This window comes from Viridibacillus sp. FSL R5-0888, from assembly GCF_038009105.1.
GTDB lineage: Bacteria > Bacillota > Bacilli > Bacillales_A > Planococcaceae > Viridibacillus > Viridibacillus arenosi.
In genome coordinates this window covers 690726-709248 of record NZ_JBBPAU010000001.1, presented here as the reverse complement: position 1 = coordinate 709248, position 18523 = coordinate 690726, and the positions used below count along the sequence as shown (strand labels likewise).

General features: G+C 36.3%; 15 protein-coding genes. 2 read left to right on the top strand and 13 right to left on the bottom strand.

Features of this window, described 5'->3' with window-relative positions; all coding sequences use genetic code 11:
• Positions 1 to 135: 135 nt before the first annotated feature.
• Positions 136 to 2112 carry a S9 family peptidase gene (locus MKY02_RS03460; RefSeq protein WP_038188921.1) on the bottom strand — a complete coding sequence of 659 codons (1977 nt, stop codon included), beginning with the start codon at positions 2110 to 2112 and terminating at the stop codon, positions 136 to 138.
• A 211-nt stretch (positions 2113 to 2323) separates the two neighbouring features.
• On the opposite strand from MKY02_RS03460, the gene MKY02_RS03455 reads away from it, so the two are divergent.
• A complete protein-coding gene (locus tag MKY02_RS03455; RefSeq protein WP_038188924.1) occupies positions 2324 to 3679 on the top strand; it encodes an amino acid permease in 1356 nt (451 codons plus the stop codon).
• Between the two features lie 34 nt (positions 3680 to 3713).
• On the opposite strand, the gene MKY02_RS03450 is transcribed toward MKY02_RS03455, so the two are convergent.
• From MKY02_RS03450 to MKY02_RS03425, 6 genes are all read right to left on the bottom strand, one after another.
• Entirely contained in the window at positions 3714 to 5267 is a 1554-nt protein-coding gene (locus MKY02_RS03450; protein WP_340710622.1) for a fatty acid--CoA ligase family protein, read from the bottom strand.
• A 201-nt stretch (positions 5268 to 5468) separates the two neighbouring features.
• Entirely contained in the window at positions 5469 to 7406 is a 1938-nt protein-coding gene (locus tag MKY02_RS03445) for an ABC transporter permease (protein WP_327192202.1), read from the bottom strand.
• Positions 7372 to 8145, bottom strand: coding sequence for an ABC transporter ATP-binding protein (locus MKY02_RS03440; protein ID WP_038188932.1), 774 nt, complete (start codon positions 8143 to 8145; stop codon positions 7372 to 7374). Before MKY02_RS03440 ends, MKY02_RS03445 begins: the two co-directional genes overlap by 35 nt.
• Positions 8146 to 8350: 205 nt before the next feature.
• Entirely contained in the window at positions 8351 to 9340 is a 990-nt protein-coding gene (locus MKY02_RS03435; protein WP_038188936.1) for a sensor histidine kinase, read from the bottom strand.
• Positions 9341 to 9342: 2 nt separating this feature from the next.
• Positions 9343 to 10047: a response regulator transcription factor gene (locus tag MKY02_RS03430; RefSeq protein WP_038188939.1), complete on the bottom strand. Its 705-nt coding sequence runs from the start codon at positions 10045 to 10047 to the stop codon at positions 9343 to 9345.
• Between the two features lie 55 nt (positions 10048 to 10102).
• Complete coding sequence (locus MKY02_RS03425) at positions 10103 to 11095, bottom strand: lipoate--protein ligase (RefSeq protein WP_038188941.1); 993 nt, start codon at positions 11093 to 11095, stop codon at positions 10103 to 10105.
• Between the two features lie 139 nt (positions 11096 to 11234).
• Between MKY02_RS03425 and yhfH the strand changes: the two genes are divergently transcribed.
• Positions 11235 to 11360 carry a protein YhfH gene (yhfH, locus tag MKY02_RS03420; protein ID WP_076034471.1) on the top strand — a complete coding sequence of 42 codons (126 nt, stop codon included), beginning with the start codon at positions 11235 to 11237 and terminating at the stop codon, positions 11358 to 11360.
• Between the two features lie 205 nt (positions 11361 to 11565).
• Here yhfH and MKY02_RS03415 read toward each other — a convergent pair whose 3' ends face one another.
• The 6 genes from MKY02_RS03415 to MKY02_RS03390 form a co-directional block, all read right to left on the bottom strand.
• The gene (locus MKY02_RS03415; RefSeq protein WP_051448807.1) at positions 11566 to 14040 is read right to left on the bottom strand and encodes a YhgE/Pip domain-containing protein; all 2475 of its coding nucleotides are present in this window, start codon (positions 14038 to 14040) and stop codon (positions 11566 to 11568) included.
• 69 nt (positions 14041 to 14109) lie between these two features.
• Complete coding sequence (locus MKY02_RS03410; RefSeq protein ID WP_038188944.1) at positions 14110 to 14679, bottom strand: TetR/AcrR family transcriptional regulator; 570 nt, start codon at positions 14677 to 14679, stop codon at positions 14110 to 14112.
• Positions 14680 to 14805: 126 nt separating this feature from the next.
• Positions 14806 to 15318, bottom strand: a complete 513-nt coding sequence (locus MKY02_RS03405; protein ID WP_038188947.1) for a FixH family protein — start codon at positions 15316 to 15318, stop codon at positions 14806 to 14808.
• Between the two features lie 2 nt (positions 15319 to 15320).
• Positions 15321 to 16712 carry a sensor histidine kinase gene (locus MKY02_RS03400; RefSeq protein ID WP_340710621.1) on the bottom strand — a complete coding sequence of 464 codons (1392 nt, stop codon included), beginning with the start codon at positions 16710 to 16712 and terminating at the stop codon, positions 15321 to 15323.
• Positions 16709 to 17392: a response regulator transcription factor gene (locus tag MKY02_RS03395; RefSeq protein ID WP_340710620.1), complete on the bottom strand. Its 684-nt coding sequence runs from the start codon at positions 17390 to 17392 to the stop codon at positions 16709 to 16711. The genes MKY02_RS03400 and MKY02_RS03395 overlap by 4 nt, the downstream gene beginning before the upstream one ends.
• Positions 17389 to 18348 carry a YncE family protein gene (locus MKY02_RS03390; RefSeq protein ID WP_340710619.1) on the bottom strand — a complete coding sequence of 320 codons (960 nt, stop codon included), beginning with the start codon at positions 18346 to 18348 and terminating at the stop codon, positions 17389 to 17391. The genes MKY02_RS03395 and MKY02_RS03390 overlap by 4 nt, the downstream gene beginning before the upstream one ends.
• Positions 18349 to 18523: the final 175 nt, after the last annotated feature.

The following is an 18523-nucleotide window of genomic DNA, read 5'->3' as shown; positions in this document are numbered from 1 at the left end:
ATTATGCACTCGTTATGAAGTTATTTGTTTACTTTAAGTAATGTACTCATAACAACTTAGTTTATAGAAATTACTACCCTTATTCTTACTTTGTAGACTTGTCATCAAATCAAATATAACCCTAAAACGTTAATATTATAAATATTTCTCGAACCAGCCTGTAATTTGCTCAAGTCTTTCTATACGTAGATTCGGTAATCCTGCTCGAGATAAGTTATGATCTGCGTCTGGGAATCTCACAAACTGGGTTTCCTTCCCCATAGACTTTAACGTAATATACAGTTGTTCTGCTTGTTCTATTGGACAACGGAAATCCTTTTCACTATGCAAGATTAATAATGGCGTCTCCACATTTTCTGCATATTTAAGCGGTGAATGTTGCCATAGCTTTTCTACATCTTTCATATCTGTACCGATTTGCCAATCACTGAAATAGTAACCAATATCTGATACACCATAGAAGCTAATCCAGTTCGAGATTGAGCGCTGTGTAACAGCTGCCTTAAAGCGATTTGTATGACCTACAATCCAGTTTGTCATAAAACCACCGTAGCTACCACCAGTAACTCCAAGTCGATCTGTATCAATCCAATCCTGATCCGCAATAACCGCATCTAATCCAGCCATAATGTCTGCATAATCTCCACCACCATAGTCACCACGTACGGCATCTACAAATTCTTGGCTATAACCGTGGCTTCCTCTTGGATTTACATAAAGGACGCCATAACCTTGCGCTGCAAGCAACTGCAACTCATGGAAAAATGTATTAGCATACATCGCATGCGGTCCACCGTGAATTTCAACGATTAGTGGATATTTATTACCTTCTACATACTGAGCCGGCTTCATCAACCAACCGTATACATCAAATCCATCTGAACTTTTATAAGAAATTGCTTCAGGTTGAACAAGTTCAACCTCGTTCACAAAAGCATCATTGAAATGAGTCATTTGCTGTCTTTCACCTGTAGTCACATCATATTTAAAAAGTTCACCTGGCATTATAGGATTGCTAATCGCTAACAGCGCGAACGAACCATCACGCTCAACATCGTAGCCATAAACATGTTCATTTTCAGGACTTGCTGGATAAATCGCACCATCCAATGTTGCATAATATACTCGAATATCTCCCATAGTAGAGACTTGGAAATAAAGGTCATTCGCTTTCGTCCACACAACAGTTGGTGCAGTAGCTCCTTGCTGATGATCCGCAACAGCAAGATCTCCAATTGGCGCATCAAAACCTTCAGTTAAGTTTCTATAATACTGCTCTTCTGTATCGTAAATATAAATTGCACCATGTGTCGCGTTTTTGTATGAATGATTACCACCATAAAATGCTATGTACCGATCATCATATGAAAAATATGCATCTCCATAAGAACCTTCTTCATTTAGAATGGTCGTCTCTTCCTTTGTTTCAATATCAACTAATAGCAGGTGCCGACTGAAATCAAAATCTTTATTTTCTGCACGATTCACTGATAAAACTAACTTTTTACCATCATGGGATACTGCTTCAATGCTGTAATTATGATTGCCTTCAGTAAACAATTCAATATCAGCAGATGCTACTTCAATTTTACCAATATGATTATAACTATCTTGAGGTAGTAACCCTATACTATCAGCTTTATATTTCATACCTTCTACTACATAAGCAGTTGGCTTTTTCTTTTCTTCTTTTTCAGCTACATCTGAGAAGTTTTTACCTTCCTTAAGTCGGCCACTAAACCAAATACTCTGACCGCACGGTGACCATTTGAATTGTGAAACACCATTTTCTAATGTTGTAAGCTGACGCGCCTCTCCACCATGTTTAGAAATAATGTAAATTTGATTTTTTTCATTGCGATTCGATAAAAATGCAACATTTCGCCCATCCGCTGACCAAGTGGGCGATGAAATACGATCTTCCCCATACGACCACTGCGTTACTGCTCCACTTTTAATATCTAAATGAAATAAATGCGCTATATATTTGTTTTTTTCTTCATCAATACTTGTACGAACAAAAACTGCCTCTTCACCACTTGGAGATAATTGTGGATTTGTGATAGAGTGCAAGACATATAAATCCTCTGCTTTCAATAAACGCTTTGACATAAAAAAACTCCCCTTTCATTTATATGAAAACCTCTTTAATTTTCAATATATTTGCATTAATCAAACATATATATGTATTGTAACCATAAATTACTTATAAAGACAAAGAGTTTACATATTTTTTCTTATTACCATGGCGTCTGGATTTTTATTCATTAAATTTTATGATAATATAGGGGAGTTATCATTAGCATCGAAGGAGTCTTACATTATGAACAAGAAACCAGAGCTCCAACGTGGGTTGGAGCAACGACACATTACGTTGATGTCGCTCGGTGCCGCCATAGGAGTCGGTCTATTTTTAGGTTCTGCAGGAGCAATAAAATTAGCTGGACCAGCTATTTTAATTGCTTATGCACTTGGTGGCGCTGTTATTTTCATTATTATGCGTTCGCTTGGCGAAATGGCCGTAAACAATCCAGTTGCCGGTTCATTTAGTCGCTATGCTAGAGATTATTTAGGTCCTCTAGCTGGATTTATAACAGGCTGGAACTATTGGTTCTTGTGGATTGTTACTTGTATGGCAGAAATTACAGCAGTTGGCGTGTATATGCAACTTTGGTTCCCAGATTCTCCAAAATGGTTATGGGCTTTAGCAGCGTTAATTGTCATGGTTATGGTAAATTTAATTGCTGTAAAAGCTTATGGTGAATTTGAATTTTGGTTTGCACTCATTAAAATCCTTGCCATTATTTCAATGATTGTACTTGGATTAGGTGTTATTTTATTTGGTATTGGCAATGGTGGTATTGCTGTTGGCTTTAGTAATTTATGGAGCCATGGTGGATTTTTCCCGAATGGTATACAAGGTGTTTTCATGTCCTTACCAATAGTAATGTTCGCTTATCTAGGTATCGAAATGATCGGGATTACGGCTGGTGAAGCTAAAAACCCTGAAAAAGTTATTCCTAAAGCAATCGATACTGTTCTTTGGCGTATTTTATTATTCTACGTAGGTGCATTACTTGTAATCATGTCGATTTATCCATGGAACGAAGTAGGCTCTACAGGTAGTCCGTTCGTTTTAATGTTTGATAAAATTGGTTTACGTTATGCTGCAGGGATTATTAACTTTGTTGTTTTAACAGCCGCATTATCTAGCTGTAATGGTGGTATTTTCAGTACTGGCCGTATGCTATTTAACTTGGCTGAACAAAAACAAGCACCAAAATTATTTGCGAAAATTAGTAAAGGTGGCGTACCGGCTACAGCCATTATGGCATCTGCATTCGTATTATTAATCGGTGTGGCGCTGAACTATTTTGTCGCTGAAAAAGTATTCGTATGGGTGACTAGTATATCTACTTTCGGAGCCATCTGGACATGGGCAATTATTTTAATTACTCAATTAAAATTCCGGAAATCATTATCAAAAGCACAAGTATCTAAACTAAAATATAAAGCATTTATGTATCCAGTCGGACCATATTTAGCTCTTGCCTTTTTATCACTCGTCATGATTTTAATGGCTTACTTCCCAGATACTCGAATCGCACTTATTGTCGGTCCGATATGGATTTTATTTGTCTATATTATGTATCAGGTAATTTATAAAAATAAAAAGTAAAGAAAGGAGATGCCTTATAGGCATCTCCTTTTTATTATTTATTTAGAGCATGTTCCTTCAAAGAACGACGCAAAATTTTCCCCGTCGTATTTTTAGGTAGCTCTTCAATAATTTCAATTTGCTTTGGTATTTTATATTTCACTAGCTTTTCTTGACAATATTCATAGATATCTTCAGTAGTTAGATTCAGGTCTTTCAACACCACATACGCAAAGACTTCTTCACCAAAATTGAGATCCGGTAAACCTATTACTGCAGCTTCCACGATACCTGGGTGTGCATATAGTACTTCTTCCACCTCACGCGGATAGACATTATAGCCACCGACTATGATCATATCTTTCTTTCGATCAACAATATAGAAGTAACCTTCCTCGTCCATTTTCGCAAGGTCTCCTGTATATAACCAACCATCACGAATAGTTACTGCTGTTTCTTCTGGCATTTTATAATAGCCTTTCATCACATTAGGACCTTTGACAACAAGTTCGCCTACTTCACCAACAGGTAATTCCTCTCCTAATTGGTTGAATACTTTGTTTTCTACATTGACGATGTTGGTACCAATTGAACCAGGCTTTCTCTCACGATCTAGTGGGTTAAAACTTGTTACTGGTGATGCCTCAGATAAGCCATAGCCTTCGGAAATATTCACGTTAAACTTGTCTTCAAAGTTATGTAGCAATGCTACCGGTAAAGAAGAACCTCCAGATATAGCTAAACGAATTGATGAGAAATCTTCTGGATTACCGTTTGGGAATTGATATAAGAAATTGTACATTGTTGGTACTCCCGCAAAAACAGTAGCCTTATGCTCTCTTGCAATTTCGAATACATCTTTTGGACTGAACCTAGGTACAATCAATAATGTTGCCGCATTTAATAGTGGTGCATTCACTACTACCGTAAGGGCAAACACATGAAAGACCGGTAAAGCCGTAATCACACGATCTTCAGGAGAAATAGTCAAATACTCCGCTACATCACGCGCATTTGAAAAAAGGTTTTTATGTGTTAACATAGCACCCTTGGGTTGTCCTGTCGTTCCTGAAGTATACAAAATAATAGCTGTATCTTCTGGATTTAATTCTGTAGGTTCAAAATCTGCTGAAGATGAAGCAAGCAACATTGAAAATGATCTTACTTTTTCTTTTACAGGGCTTTCTAACTCTGTCAACTTAGCTGCTGTTTCAGGAGCAGTTTCACATACAATGAATGCTTCTACATTCGGAAATGCAGTTACGCCTACTTTAACTAATGGCAATAAAGAATCTAATGCAATAACTACTTTTGCATCTCCATTACGTACAATATACGTAATCTCATCTGGTGTGTAAATTGGATTAATCGGAATTACAGTTGCCCCTACGCGCATTGTTGCATATAAAGAAATTAAAAAATGAGGTGTATTGCCAAGTAAAAACGCAACATGATCCCCATTTCCTACCCCTAATCCCTTTAAAGCTGAAGCAAAGCGTGCAACTGATTCTTCAAATTCACCATAATTCGTATCTTTCCCCATAAAATGATACGCAATCTTTTCTGGTTGCTCTTTTGATGTTTTATGAACTGCCGAAACTAAATTCATATACTCATCTCCCCTTTGTTAGAATAGAATGAATAGTCATTCATTTCTGTCTTCATTATATAAAAATTTACAAAATAAAACAACAAACAGCTAATTTTAGCGAAAAGTAGTATTTAGAATTTTCACCACCAAAAAAGCCTATCAATCACCAGAGGTAATTGATAGACTTGCGTAGTTCTATAACATTAGAGGTAATTAGCATTAGCGAATATGGGATAAATAACGCCAGCGAATTAAATAGAAATATAAAAATTGAACACAAGTGATAGCTATTAAAACGATTAATATTTCCCTCAATATTGAAAGCTCTGCAATACCTATCCAAAATGCCTGTAATGACATAAATGCAAATGTACTGTGCAACATTGCTAGACCCCAAGGTAAAAAGAACTGTGGTATCAACTGTCTATTCACAATTTTCCGTAGTTCTCTTTCCGTAATCCCCATTCTCCTGAGTGCATTAAATTGCTGCTTATCTCGCTCTAAACCCGTATATAACTTAAAGTAAATAAAACTACCAGATGCTAAGAAAAACACAGAAGCTGCCAATAAGCCAATAAACAATAACAATGCAAAAGTCGAACGAATGAATGAATAATCTAAGCCGGAATTCTCAAAGTAAAATGGTAATTCTCCTTGATGATTATTCAGGTAAGCATCTGTCACCATCGCATCTAACTCTACTCCAATGTTCTTAGTAGCTGTCCACTGTGGTACATGAAATACATACAAGTGATTTGTGGACTGTTCGGCATTTGCTCCAACCATTGCTTCATCAATTAAATTGAAATCATCATCATTTATCACAATGACATTCGTTCCAAGCTCAGTAGGGGAAAAAAGAACACGTGGATAAACTGAATTGATGTAGAGTGGAATACTATTTTCTTGTAAAACTGTCCTGACCTTTTTGTTCTTTAATTCTTCCAGAGACTTCTCAGAGTAAGCTAAAAAGATGGCCTCCCCTTGATCCAAATTGACAACAGGATAACCAAATACAAGTGCCAGTCGATTAATATCTGATTGTCGAATAATTTTTACCGGTTGTTGAGTATTAGAAGATGTTTGACGTTTAACAGTAAACTTATTTAAATGATAAGAAAGTCCTTTAGCTTCTAATTCTTTCGTCAAACCATTAATATGTGCTTCTTCATAAGGGTTGTCTATTTTACTGGAATAGACGAGGCCTAATGGATTTAGCCGATGAAACTGATGAGTAAATGTCGACATAGAGATTAGAGTACCCATAGCTAAAAAAGCCAAGGTGGAAACCATGCAAGAGATAAAAAACATACGCGCATTTTCTCGCATAATAACAGACACTTCCGAAACAGTTATTAAACGATACTTATGCCAATACATTTTCTTTCGAGCACGTACAAAAGACATAAGCCACTGCAGTGTATCCGTGAAAAACAAATACGTCCCCAAACTTGCTAAAGGTGGTAATATTGCTGATAAAACCATTAACCGTTCTTGTGTCGTTAATGAAGCTAGCACATAAGAAAGAATTAATATCAACACACCTAAAATAGCTCGCCATTTTGAATAAGAAGCTGTCTGTTCATTACCCCAGTAACCTTTTAGTAAATCGATAACATCACGATCTCGTATGAACATCACACTAACAAACGTAATGATTACAAATAAACTTGTAAACGTTCCAATTGTTAATGCAAATGGCTCCCAAGAAAAATACAAAGGAAGGCTATCAATTTGTAATATTTCACGAACAATCATAAAAAAGAATTTCGCAAAGGCATAACCAAATACAATCCCTAGAATAATGGAAGTTACTCCAATAATTATCGTCTCAAGTAATACCAACTTATTTAGCTGACGTTTTTCCATTCCTAGATGCATGAGTAAACCAAATTCCTTGGAACGTGCCTGAAGAAATGCACGCATCGAGTAGAATAAAAAGAACATCATAAATAGCACTAAAATGACTTCAGCGATAAACATTCCTTGGAACGCAATTTCCCGTAGAAACTCATCCTCTACCTTCGGATGAAACATAAGCATCGAGTAAATAAAAAACACCATAACTGACGATACGCTCGACATAAAAAACGCTGCATAAACTCGATAATTTCTTATAACATTACGGTAGGCGAACTGTCGAAAAGTCACCGACATGACCTCCCAATAGACTGAGCACATTCAAAATTCCTTGGAAAAATGTCTGACGATGATCATCTTTATAGATTTCATTGAAATACTCACCATCTTTGATAAATAACACACGATCACAATAACTTGCTGCAATTGGATCATGCGTCACCATTACGATTGTCGTACCCTCTTTTTTATTTATTCTGCCTAACAGCTCTAACACATCTCTTGAAGAATTGGAATCTAAATTTCCAGTTGGTTCATCTGCTAAAATTAGAGATGGTTTATGAATAAGAGCTCGTCCAATTGCCGTCTTTTGGGCTTGTCCACCAGAAATTTCGTTTGGACGTTTCTCTAAAATAGACTGAATGCCTAACTGCTTGGATACATTCTGCACCCGCTCTTCCATTAGCTCAACATCCATATTATCCAAAGTCAAAGGTAATACCATATTCTCCTCAACCGTTAGCATCTGTAATAAGTTGAAATCTTGAAACACGAAGCCAAGTTGACGACGTCGAAAATAAGCCAGTTCGTTTTTTTTCAACTCATGAGGCTTAATGCCATCTACGGTGATTTCACCTGACGTAGGTGTATCTATCGTTGAGACAACATTTAACAACGTCGTTTTGCCGCTGCCTGAAGGACCCATGACAGCCAAAAATTCGCCTTTCTCTACTTCAAAACTCAGCTGATTAAGCGCTCGATGCGTAACTTTTCCTTCATAAACTTTTGTAACTTCATCAATTTTCAAGATAGACACAAATCCACCTCACCTTCTATGAAATGTGGCCGGCTCCCTTCCGTAACCAAAGTTCGTGTCGTCCTGACACAACGGTTACGTGATCCACACCCTTTGGCGCGCGCCAAGCGTGGAAGGCTCGAATACAAGACGCTATATCAGTCTTATGCCGAGGACTCGAGCAACTGGCGTCCGAAGCCGAACCCTTTGAAATACTGAAAACGCCCTACGAACGGTTAAACAAAACCTTCATCTTCGTCCCTTTCCCAACCTCAGATTCGATTAATAACTGGTGTCCCAATTTATCACAAACCTCTTGGGCTAAATACAAACCCATTCCTGTTGATTCACCTGTTTTACGTCCATTCTCACCTGTAAAAAATGCACGTGTTACACGCTTCAAATCTGATGAAGGTATACCTATTCCTTCATCTCTAATTGTCAGTTCAATATGGTTTTCTACAACTTCCGTGGATAAATATATTTTTTTACCCTCTTCAAACGTATATTTAACTGCATTTGTAATAAATTGACCAATAATAAATTTCATCCATTTTGAATCAGTTGGAACCATAAGTTTTTCATCTATCGCAATATCAGGATAAACACGATGCGCAATAAATAACCGTTTATGCTCATTAACTGCCTCAATCACCATTTGACGAAGTTCAACCTGTTCGATTTTCATATCCTCTTCAAACGTATCGATTCTCGCATTCATCAATACTGTTTCAAGACTACGTTTCATACGATCAACTTCTTCTTGCACACTCTTCTTATCTAATTCACCATCTTCTTGCAATAGTAATTCTAATACAGCAAGAGGTGTTTTCATTTGATGTACCCATTGATTCATGAATTGTAAATGTCGATTTTGTTTTGCATATAAAGCCTGTACTTCTAGTTGATATATTTTATAAAGTGTATGGATGAAAATCTCTGTTTGCAAATGCTCTGGTGTTTTTGCATTTTTTTGTAATGCATCTTCCATTGCTCTAGGCTTAACAGATATCTTTTTATAGAAAGATTGACGCATAATATAACGAGTCGCTAAATATGTGAACGTTAATATTAATGTAATCACAATGGAATACACTGCTGTATCTACATTTCGGAAGCCGTCTAGCCAATATAACACTAAAATAAATAACACTAATAGCACTTCAAAAAAGACTAATGTAATATTATCCTTCAGAAATAATCTGACATTCGGCATTATTAAGACTCCTCTGAGTGTAATACAAACCTATATCCCGCGCCTCTAACTGTTTCAATCGTCGACTGAACTTCATAATCTGACAACTTCTTTCGTACACGTGTCATGTTCACATTTAACGTATTCTCATCTACAAATGCTTGATCGTCCCACAGCTCTTCTAGTAACTGCTCTCGAGAAACAACTTTAGGAGCTTGTCCCATCAACAATTCTAGAATTACACATTCTTTTTTTTGTAATGGAATTTGAGCTTGTTTTGTATGCAATTCCATACGTTCTAAAAATAGATGCAGCTGACCTTGTTTTACAGTTCTCTCTTCTTGCTTAGTAGCATATTCTCCATATGACCGACGTAAATGACTCTTTATTTTTGCTAGCACGATTTCGTAATGGAACGGTTTCGTAATGAAATCATCTCCACCATTTTCAAGTGCAAAAATTTGGTCCATTTCGCCTGAACGAGCTGATATAAAAATAATTGGACAAGTCGTCAACTGTCTAAGCTGACGACACCAATAATATCCATCATAAGAAGGTAAATTAATATCAAGCAAAACAAGATGAGGATCGAACGCCGTAAACTCTTCAAGGATGCTATCAAAAGATTCTACAGTTTTTACTTCATAATGATATTTGCGCAAAGTATCAGCAAGTAACGAAGCAATTTTCAAATCATCCTCTACGATTAATATACGATGAGTATTCATTCCACTCTCCCCTTCATCTTGACCGCAATTTCAAACATTATGCTGTCAAATTTAATTAATAAATTAATTGTATAAATTGTTCTTTCGTAACACCACCAAAGTATGTTGGTACATCGATAGCATTTAGTGCTTCCTCAATAACATTGCGTTCATAATTTTTCCCTACTAATGCTTGTTCTACATCTGCCATATCACCAACGCCAAAGAAATCGCCGAAAATATGCACTTCCTCCATAACGCCTTTTTTCACTTCTAAACGCACATCAATACTTCCTGAAGGGAAACGTTGAGAGCGTTGTAGGTTGAATTTTGGAGATTGACCGTAGTTCCAATCCCATTGTTGGTAACGTTCTTCAGATAATTTGTAGATATTAGCCCAGTCTTCATCAGTTAGCTCATAATATTGTATGTTCTCTTCGCCACCGAAAATTGATTTTAAGATTTCCAGGCGGAATTCTTCAACTGTCATTGGTTCATTCATAAATTCTGTAATATTCGCTACACGTGATCGAATCGATTTGATTCCTTTTGATTCGATTTTCTCTTTTTTCACTTTTAAAGCTGAAACAACTGCATCAATTTCTGTATCAAACAATAATGTCCCATGGCTGAACATACGACCTTTTGTTGAGAATTGAGCGTTACCTGATATTTTACGACCTTCAGCCATAATATCATTACGACCTGACAATTCCGAGTTAATACCCATTTTTTGTAATGCATCCACTACTGGCTGAGTGAATTTTTTAAAGTTTTGGAAGCTATCTCCGTCATCTTTTGTTAAGAAACTGAAGTTTAAATTTCCTAAATCATGATACACGGCACCACCACCAGATAATCGACGTACAACGATAATGCCATTGTCTTCAACATAATCAGTATTTATCTCTTCTACTGTATTTTGATTTCGACCAATAATAATTGAGGGTTGATTGATATAGAACAGTAAAAAAGAATCTTTCTCTACATCCATCGTTTTTAACGCATACTCCTCAATGGCTAAGTTAATGCGTGGATCTGTAATACCTTTATTATCTATAAAAAACATTCATTTCACTCCTCTTTCGTGTCTCAACAATTATTTTAACTTAAAATTAGGTTTTTGTATTGACATAAATGTCTCTGTTATAATACAATACATAATAACAAAACAGTAATATAACAGATTACTTAGGAGGCGAAACACAATGTTAGAAAATGTCGTTGAATTTTTCAAAAATTTACCCGCAAAACAATGCACTGTATGCGGTGAGAAAATAGAAGAACAAAGCGAGTGCTATTCAAACACTTGTGAACATTGCAATTCTCTTTAATCGTTAATTATTGATCAACCGAATTCCCCATTCGATTGATAGCTCACATTCATCACTAATTGAACCTTAGAGATGAACCTATATTAAATCGCTTACTTTTGAAAAGCGAAGAGAGCCTGAACCACTCTCTTCGTTTTTTCTTTTTACATAAAATACTTCACAAAAAAAGGTTAAAGAGCATATTGCTCTTTAACCTTTTTCAATATTATTCAGTTACTGCATCAGTATTTGAATGACGTTTTTTAAATATTAATGCAAAGTATCCAAAAGTAATGGCTAAGCAAACAACCATGAAACCTACTAGAATACCTCCATTTGTCCAGAAGAAGCTCATATCTCCAGTAGAAATCGCAGCTTTAAATCCTTGGACAGAGTATGTCATTGGTAATAATGTATTGAAAATGTGCAATGGTTTCGGCACTAATTCTAATGGGAATGTACCTGCACTAGTTGTCAATTGTAGGATCAAGATTAGGATAGCTACAAAACGACCTGGATCTGAGAAAATTGATACTAACATTTGAGTTAATGATAGGAATGTATAACTTGTAACTATCGCCATTAAAATGAACGCACCCATATTAACCGGTTCAAGTTTTAGACCCCAAACGACTATCGCAACAGCAGCCAATGATTGAATTAATCCAACAACTGCCAAAACAGCTACTTTACTAGTAAACCATGAAACACCGTTAATCGGTTTTATCGCTGGTTCAACTAATGGGAAGACGATTGTGATTAATAGCGCACCTACAAATAGACCAAGTGCTAAGAAGTATGGCGCGAAACCTGTACCGTAGTTAGGTACTGCGTTAATTTCTTGTTTCTCAACCGCTACTGGTTCACCGACCATGTCATAAGTTTTTTGCGTTGCACTTACTTCAGCAGCTTGTTCATTCGCTTCTTTTAATTTTCCTTGTAATGTGTTAGAACCATCTTTTAGTTCAGATGTTCCGTCTTTTAATTGACTTGAGCCATCTTGTAGTTTATCTAAGCCTGTTATAAGTGATGTAGTACCACCGCTTAATGTGACTAAACCTGTTGATAGTTTACTAGAACCATCTTGTAATTGACCCATACCACTTGTTAATGATTGTGTACCATTTGCAAGTTGTGATGAACCATCAGCTAATTGTGATGAACCTGATTGTAATTTATTGAAACCACCAGTTAGATCAGTTAAGCCAACTTGTAATTGGCCTGCTCCAGCATCTAGTTTTTTAGCGCCAGCAATTGATGTACTCCAATTAGAAGCCAATTGATTAGTGCCTGCTGCTAATTGTTTTGTACCAGGAGCTAATTCTCCACTAACTGTTTTATTCATTTTATCTAAACCAGCTGCAACTGTTGCTGCACCTTGTTTTAATTCTACTGCCTTATCAGACGTAGGTATTTTCATAGTAGAAACTTGATTATTTAGTTGTGCTGTTCCCTCACTTAACGCAGCAGCATTTTCACTGACTTTAGTAGCAGTTGCATTGATCTTTCCTGCTGATTGAAGTAAAGCACTTTTTTGTTCTTCAGAAATATTCATAGCCTTAATTTGATTAACTAGCTCTTTTGTATCCGCTGCTAAAACTTGTGATCCTGCATTTAAACCAGCAGCTCCATCTTTTGTATCCTTAACGCCCTGTTGCAAGGCTGGCACTTTTTCAGTCATAGTACCTAGACTATCTACAAGTTGCGTAACTCCTGCAGAAACATTTTGTGCACCTGGTGCTAATTGACCTAATCCTGCACTTAACGTACCGACACCTGTATTTACTTTTTGTGCACCGTCGTTTAGTGCATTAATATTTGCTGTATTTCCTTCTAAACCTTGCACTAAAGTTTCGGTACCTTTTTTCAATTCTGTTGAACCAGATTGTAATTGGCTTGAACCGTCTTTAGCAGATAGAATACCTGCATTCAAATCTGCAGATCCTTTTGCTAAAGATAAAGCACCTTGGTTTAAAGTACCTGCACCATCTGCTGCTGAATCAATACCATTTTTTAAATCTGTCGATCCTTTTGCTGCTGTTTTAGCACCATCATTTAATTGAGTAGCACCATCTGCTGCACTTCCAATACCGTCTTTTAATTGACTAGCACCATCTTTTAATTTGTTAGAGCCCTTTTCAAGTTTTACAGCACCATCTGCTGCTTCACCGAAACCGTCTCCTAATTTTGCAATATTATTAAATAGCGTTTCAGCATAAGTAGCAGAAACTTTTTTATTTACTTCAGCACGCACAAGCTCCATTGCTGTATTACCGATTTGTCCACCTAAGAAGTTGTATCCTTCATTTGGTCGATAAATGATTTTCATTTGTTCAGGATTATCTTCTAATAAAGTACCAGCATTTTCTGAGAAGTTTTCAGGAATTTCAATTAAAATATAATAATCGCGATTCTTTAATCCTTCCTCTCCTTTTGCCTTAGATACTTCAACAAATTTAAATTCTTTACTATCTCGTAAATTATCGACTAACTCATTACCTAATTGCTGTTCTTCTCCTTCTATTTCAGCGCCTTCGTCATTGTTGACAAGAGCAACTGGCAAATCCTGTAAATGTGCGTATGGATCCCAGAAAGCCCATAGGAACATACCTGCATAAAGTACAGGAACGAAAAGAACTGCGATAATAGCAATCAGCATTTTTTTCGTGCGGAGAATTTTCGCAAACTCTGCCTTAATCATTCTTCATTCCTCCTACAAAACTGTGTGACCGAATCTCTCAATCAGTCATTTTTATTCAAAAAAAGAGTCTCACGGTAAGAGACCTCGAAAAATGGTATCTCGAAACAGTGAAGCTATTTTCTCTTCTGACAGTTCAAAATCATGCGTTTCTCCCCAGTCAGCAACAAAACCAAAATAAGCTTTTAATAATAAGTATGCAACTAGATCTGGTTCACATTCCCGAATTTCACCTTTGCTAATGGCTGTTTTAATTTTGTCACCAACAAAGTTAACAATTTCTTGTTCAATTCGAATGAGCACATGTTTCACTGCAGGTGTTCTAAGTTCCTTTTCTTCTTCTATCAATTTTGCATACAGAAGATGTACTTCTCGAAACTCTAATACTTTCATCAACACCGCGTGTGCATTTTGCTGGAATGGTTGTTCTGCTGAGATTGCTTCGTCTGCTGCCGTTTTCATCTCTTGAATCATTTTCACGACAATCTCTTGAAAAAGGATTTCTTTATTACTAAAAAAAGTATAAATTGTTCCTTTCCCTACGTTCGCGATTTTCGCTACTTGATCCATTGTTGTAGCTTTATACCCAAAAAGAGAAAATGACTTCGAAGCCGCTTCAAGTATTTCTTGTCTGCGGTCCAATTTGTTTCTCACCAACTTTCATTTTGAATAAAAATGACCAGAAAACTAATTTAGTCATCTGGTCATTTATTCTACACGCAACAATTGAAAGTTGCAAGTGTTTTCCATACAAAATAACGAGCTATTTTATTTTGATGAATCATTAGACGATTCTTCATCTTCTTCATCATTCTTATTCATGTGATCCATACCTTTTGATCCGTCATTTGATTCTTCTTTCACTTTACTCATATCTGGATTACCCACAATTATTTTTTGTTTCGGCATAACATGTAGACCTCTTGCATTTGTGTGAGCATGCATGTAGTAAACTCCATCATGTTCAAAAGTGATAGTCGCTTTGTAATTACCTTTTTCATCCAGTTTACCTTCGATCATTTGCCCATCTTCACGCATACCTGATTCCCATACTTCAAATTTCACGTCATCTGCATCGTTCACATCTTCTCCACCTTGTGTTACATGTGCAGCTAATTCAATCTCTTTATTTGCCTCCACTTTTTCTGGTGTTAAAATATCAACTTTTACTTCGACAGTTGTTCCTTCATTATTTGACACATGGTCTTCTTTCTTTTCATCATTATTACATCCTGCAAGTAAACCTATAATTACTAATAAACTCATCATCCATTTCTTCATTATTAAAACTCCTCTACCATTGGTATTTGTATTGTAATTGTTGTTCCTTTTCCAAACTCACTATCAATTTGCCAAGTACCTTCATGCAATTTAACAAGCTGATCAACTATTGAAAGACCTAATCCACTTCCGCCATCACTACGGCTTCTCGCTTTATTTACTCTATAAAACCTCTCTGTTACATGAGGTAGATCCTCCGCCGGAATCCCGATGCCATGATCTTCTATTTCAATGTTTACAAAACGTCCATTTGTTTCTGCAGTTATTTCTATTGATGTCTTCTCATTAGAATAACGTAATGCATTTTCAATTAAGTTTATGAAAATTTGCTTTAATTTCTCTTCATCTGCATTAACTATAATATCCTCACTAACATCAATATTCACTTTTATGTCCCTTTTAAGCGCTTGTTGCTCTGTTAATAACACTACCTCACGAATTGTTTCTGCAAGTGGTAACGGAAATAATGCAATCGGTTCATATAAGTTAGTTGCTCGTGATAATTGTAACAATTCATTTGTCAGCTTTTCCATACGATTAGCTTCTCGGACGATTAAGGAAATCGTTTCATGCTGTTCTTGTTCTGGAATTACCCCTTCTTGTATAGCTTCTCCGTATCCCTTCACATAACTAATAGGAGTTCGTAATTCATGTGACACGGTAGCTAAAAAACTCTTTTGCTTCTCATCATTTTGTTGAATAGCGGTCGCCATTTTGTTAAAGGTTTTTGATAACTGGCCAATTTCGTCCTTTGATGTAACTTGGACTCTCATTTCATAATTTCCTTCAGCCATTTTCTCTGCAGCATTTTGCAATGCATTTAGAGGTTTCATAATATGACCTATTCCCTTATAAATACCAAAACCTACAATTATTAAAAATACTGCTGCACTACCTAATAAAAAAATAACTTCTTTAGATGCCAATTCCGATATTTTCGCTAACGGGAAATATATATAAATAATACCTTCTAAACGGTTTTGATCTGTCAGCGGAATAATAACAGAAATAATTTGCCGATCAAAGCGCTCCTCATATCCCATCTTGGTGACAGTTTGTTCTTGTAAAAGTTTCTGCCGCTCCTCTGCACCAATCAATGTTTTGTAATCAATATCAAATGGTACACAAGCACTTAGTTCACGTGGATTCTTAACAGCAAATACAGAGACATCTGAGTAATTATTATAATTATCAATTTGCGCGATCAAATCTTCGGTTACTTTACCGCCTTCATAAATCGTTGCCAATTTCTCCCCAACTTCAATCATCGACTGTTCCGCATCTTTAACATACAATCGTTCATATAAAAAATGGGTTAGTATGTACATAAAAAGAACGGTTAGTGTTAAGAAAATTAAAATCATTGCCCAAATTCGTGAAGACAGTTTTTTCATATCCTTACCTCAAAGCGATAGCCTAGCCCCCATACGGTGTGAATAAATTGACCAGCTTCTTTTCCTAATTTTAATCGAAGTGTTTTAATATGCGTATCTACCGTTCTGGTTCCCCCTGCATAATCTAGACCCCATAATTTCTCTAATAATTGTTCACGTGTATAAACCGTATTTTCATTTGTCATAAATAAATGTAATAAGTCAAATTCTTTTAACGTTAGGGGAATTACACTTCCTGCTACAAATACTTTTCTAGATACCTCATCCAAATCAATTGTCCCTTTACATAAATGCTTTACTTGCACCTCCACTGGAGCATTTCCCGTGCGACGTAACACGGCTATTATTCGAGCCACAAGTTCTGTTGATGTAAATGGCTTTACAATGTAATCATCTGCACCAATCGTTAAACCTTTTACCTTGTCCTCATTTGCATCCTTTGCAGTTAGGAAAATGATTGGTACATTCGAAGTTTTACGAATTTCTTCGCATACTTGAAAGCCATTTATACCTGGCATCATAACATCGAGCAATACTAAATCGACTTTCGCTTGAGCGAGGGTTGTTATAGCAACGTAGCCATTTTCAGCTTGTAGTGTTTGAAATCCTGACTTTTTTAACATCATATGGATTAAATTCCTCATATCTTGTTCATCATCTACAATTAGAATGGATGTCATTCGCTCATCTCCCTTACAATCAATTGAAATGGTCCTTTATCAACTTTCACTTTTTTTGTAACATCATTATTTTTCATAAAGTATAATGTTTGATCATCGTACCCTGCTACTACGACATATTGCTCAAAAAGTTGCACTGCAAATGGATTAGCGCCAATTTCTTGTGCACTCAATACACGACCTTCATCATTTACTTCATATAATTGACTTTGCCCATGACTGACAACATATATTCGGTCATTGTCAATCGCAAAACTAATTGGCATCATTGGTAGTGAAAGTTCACGATCCTTCTGCCCCTTATTTATATCAAAAATATCGACAGTCGTATTCGGTTTCATACCCGCTCCGTGTCCACCAAGCCATAGTTCTTTTCTTTTTTCTAAAATAATCATCCCGTGAGAGGATTTTGGAATTTGCCACTTATCTTTCACTTTAAGAGACTCTGCATCAAGGACAGAAAGTTTTGTATCTTTATAATTAACTACATATAAATTTTGTCCGTGGGTAACCATCGACATCGGATAATTACCTACCTTCTGCTCAGCGATTTGCTCGCCTTTACTAGTATAAGCCGTAACGCGATTCGTTTTGCCATTTGATATGTAGAGAATTTTCTTATTTGGTGCATAGATGGCATTCGTTACTCCAGCACCAGTTGCAATGGAATACGCCACTTCACCGGTACTTAAATTATAAACGTCCGCACTCTCTAGCTGGTTACCATAAAGCAGTAAATATTGCTGACCAATCAAAGTGGCACCTGTGTATGCTTTCTCTAATTGCCAAGTAGCAAAAACCTTTAAATCTTTATTTACAAAAGTGACTGAAGGCTGCTGTATATTGACTGCTGCGATAAAGGAAGTATCTGCTGGAATTGCTGGGTACGCATCCTTTCCACATCCAAAAAGGAGTAATAAGAAAAATAATATGATGACCGTAACACGCTTTCTCAACTCCATCACCCCTTCCCTTTTCATCATACTGTATAAATGTGAAATAATAATGAAAGAAAGGGAAGTAAATTGTGAACAATTAGAAATGTGGAATAGAATCGTCTAAAGAAATATAACCTAAGTTCACTACACGATAAATTGAACTCGAGGGGCTTGAGCTTGAGACTGGACACTC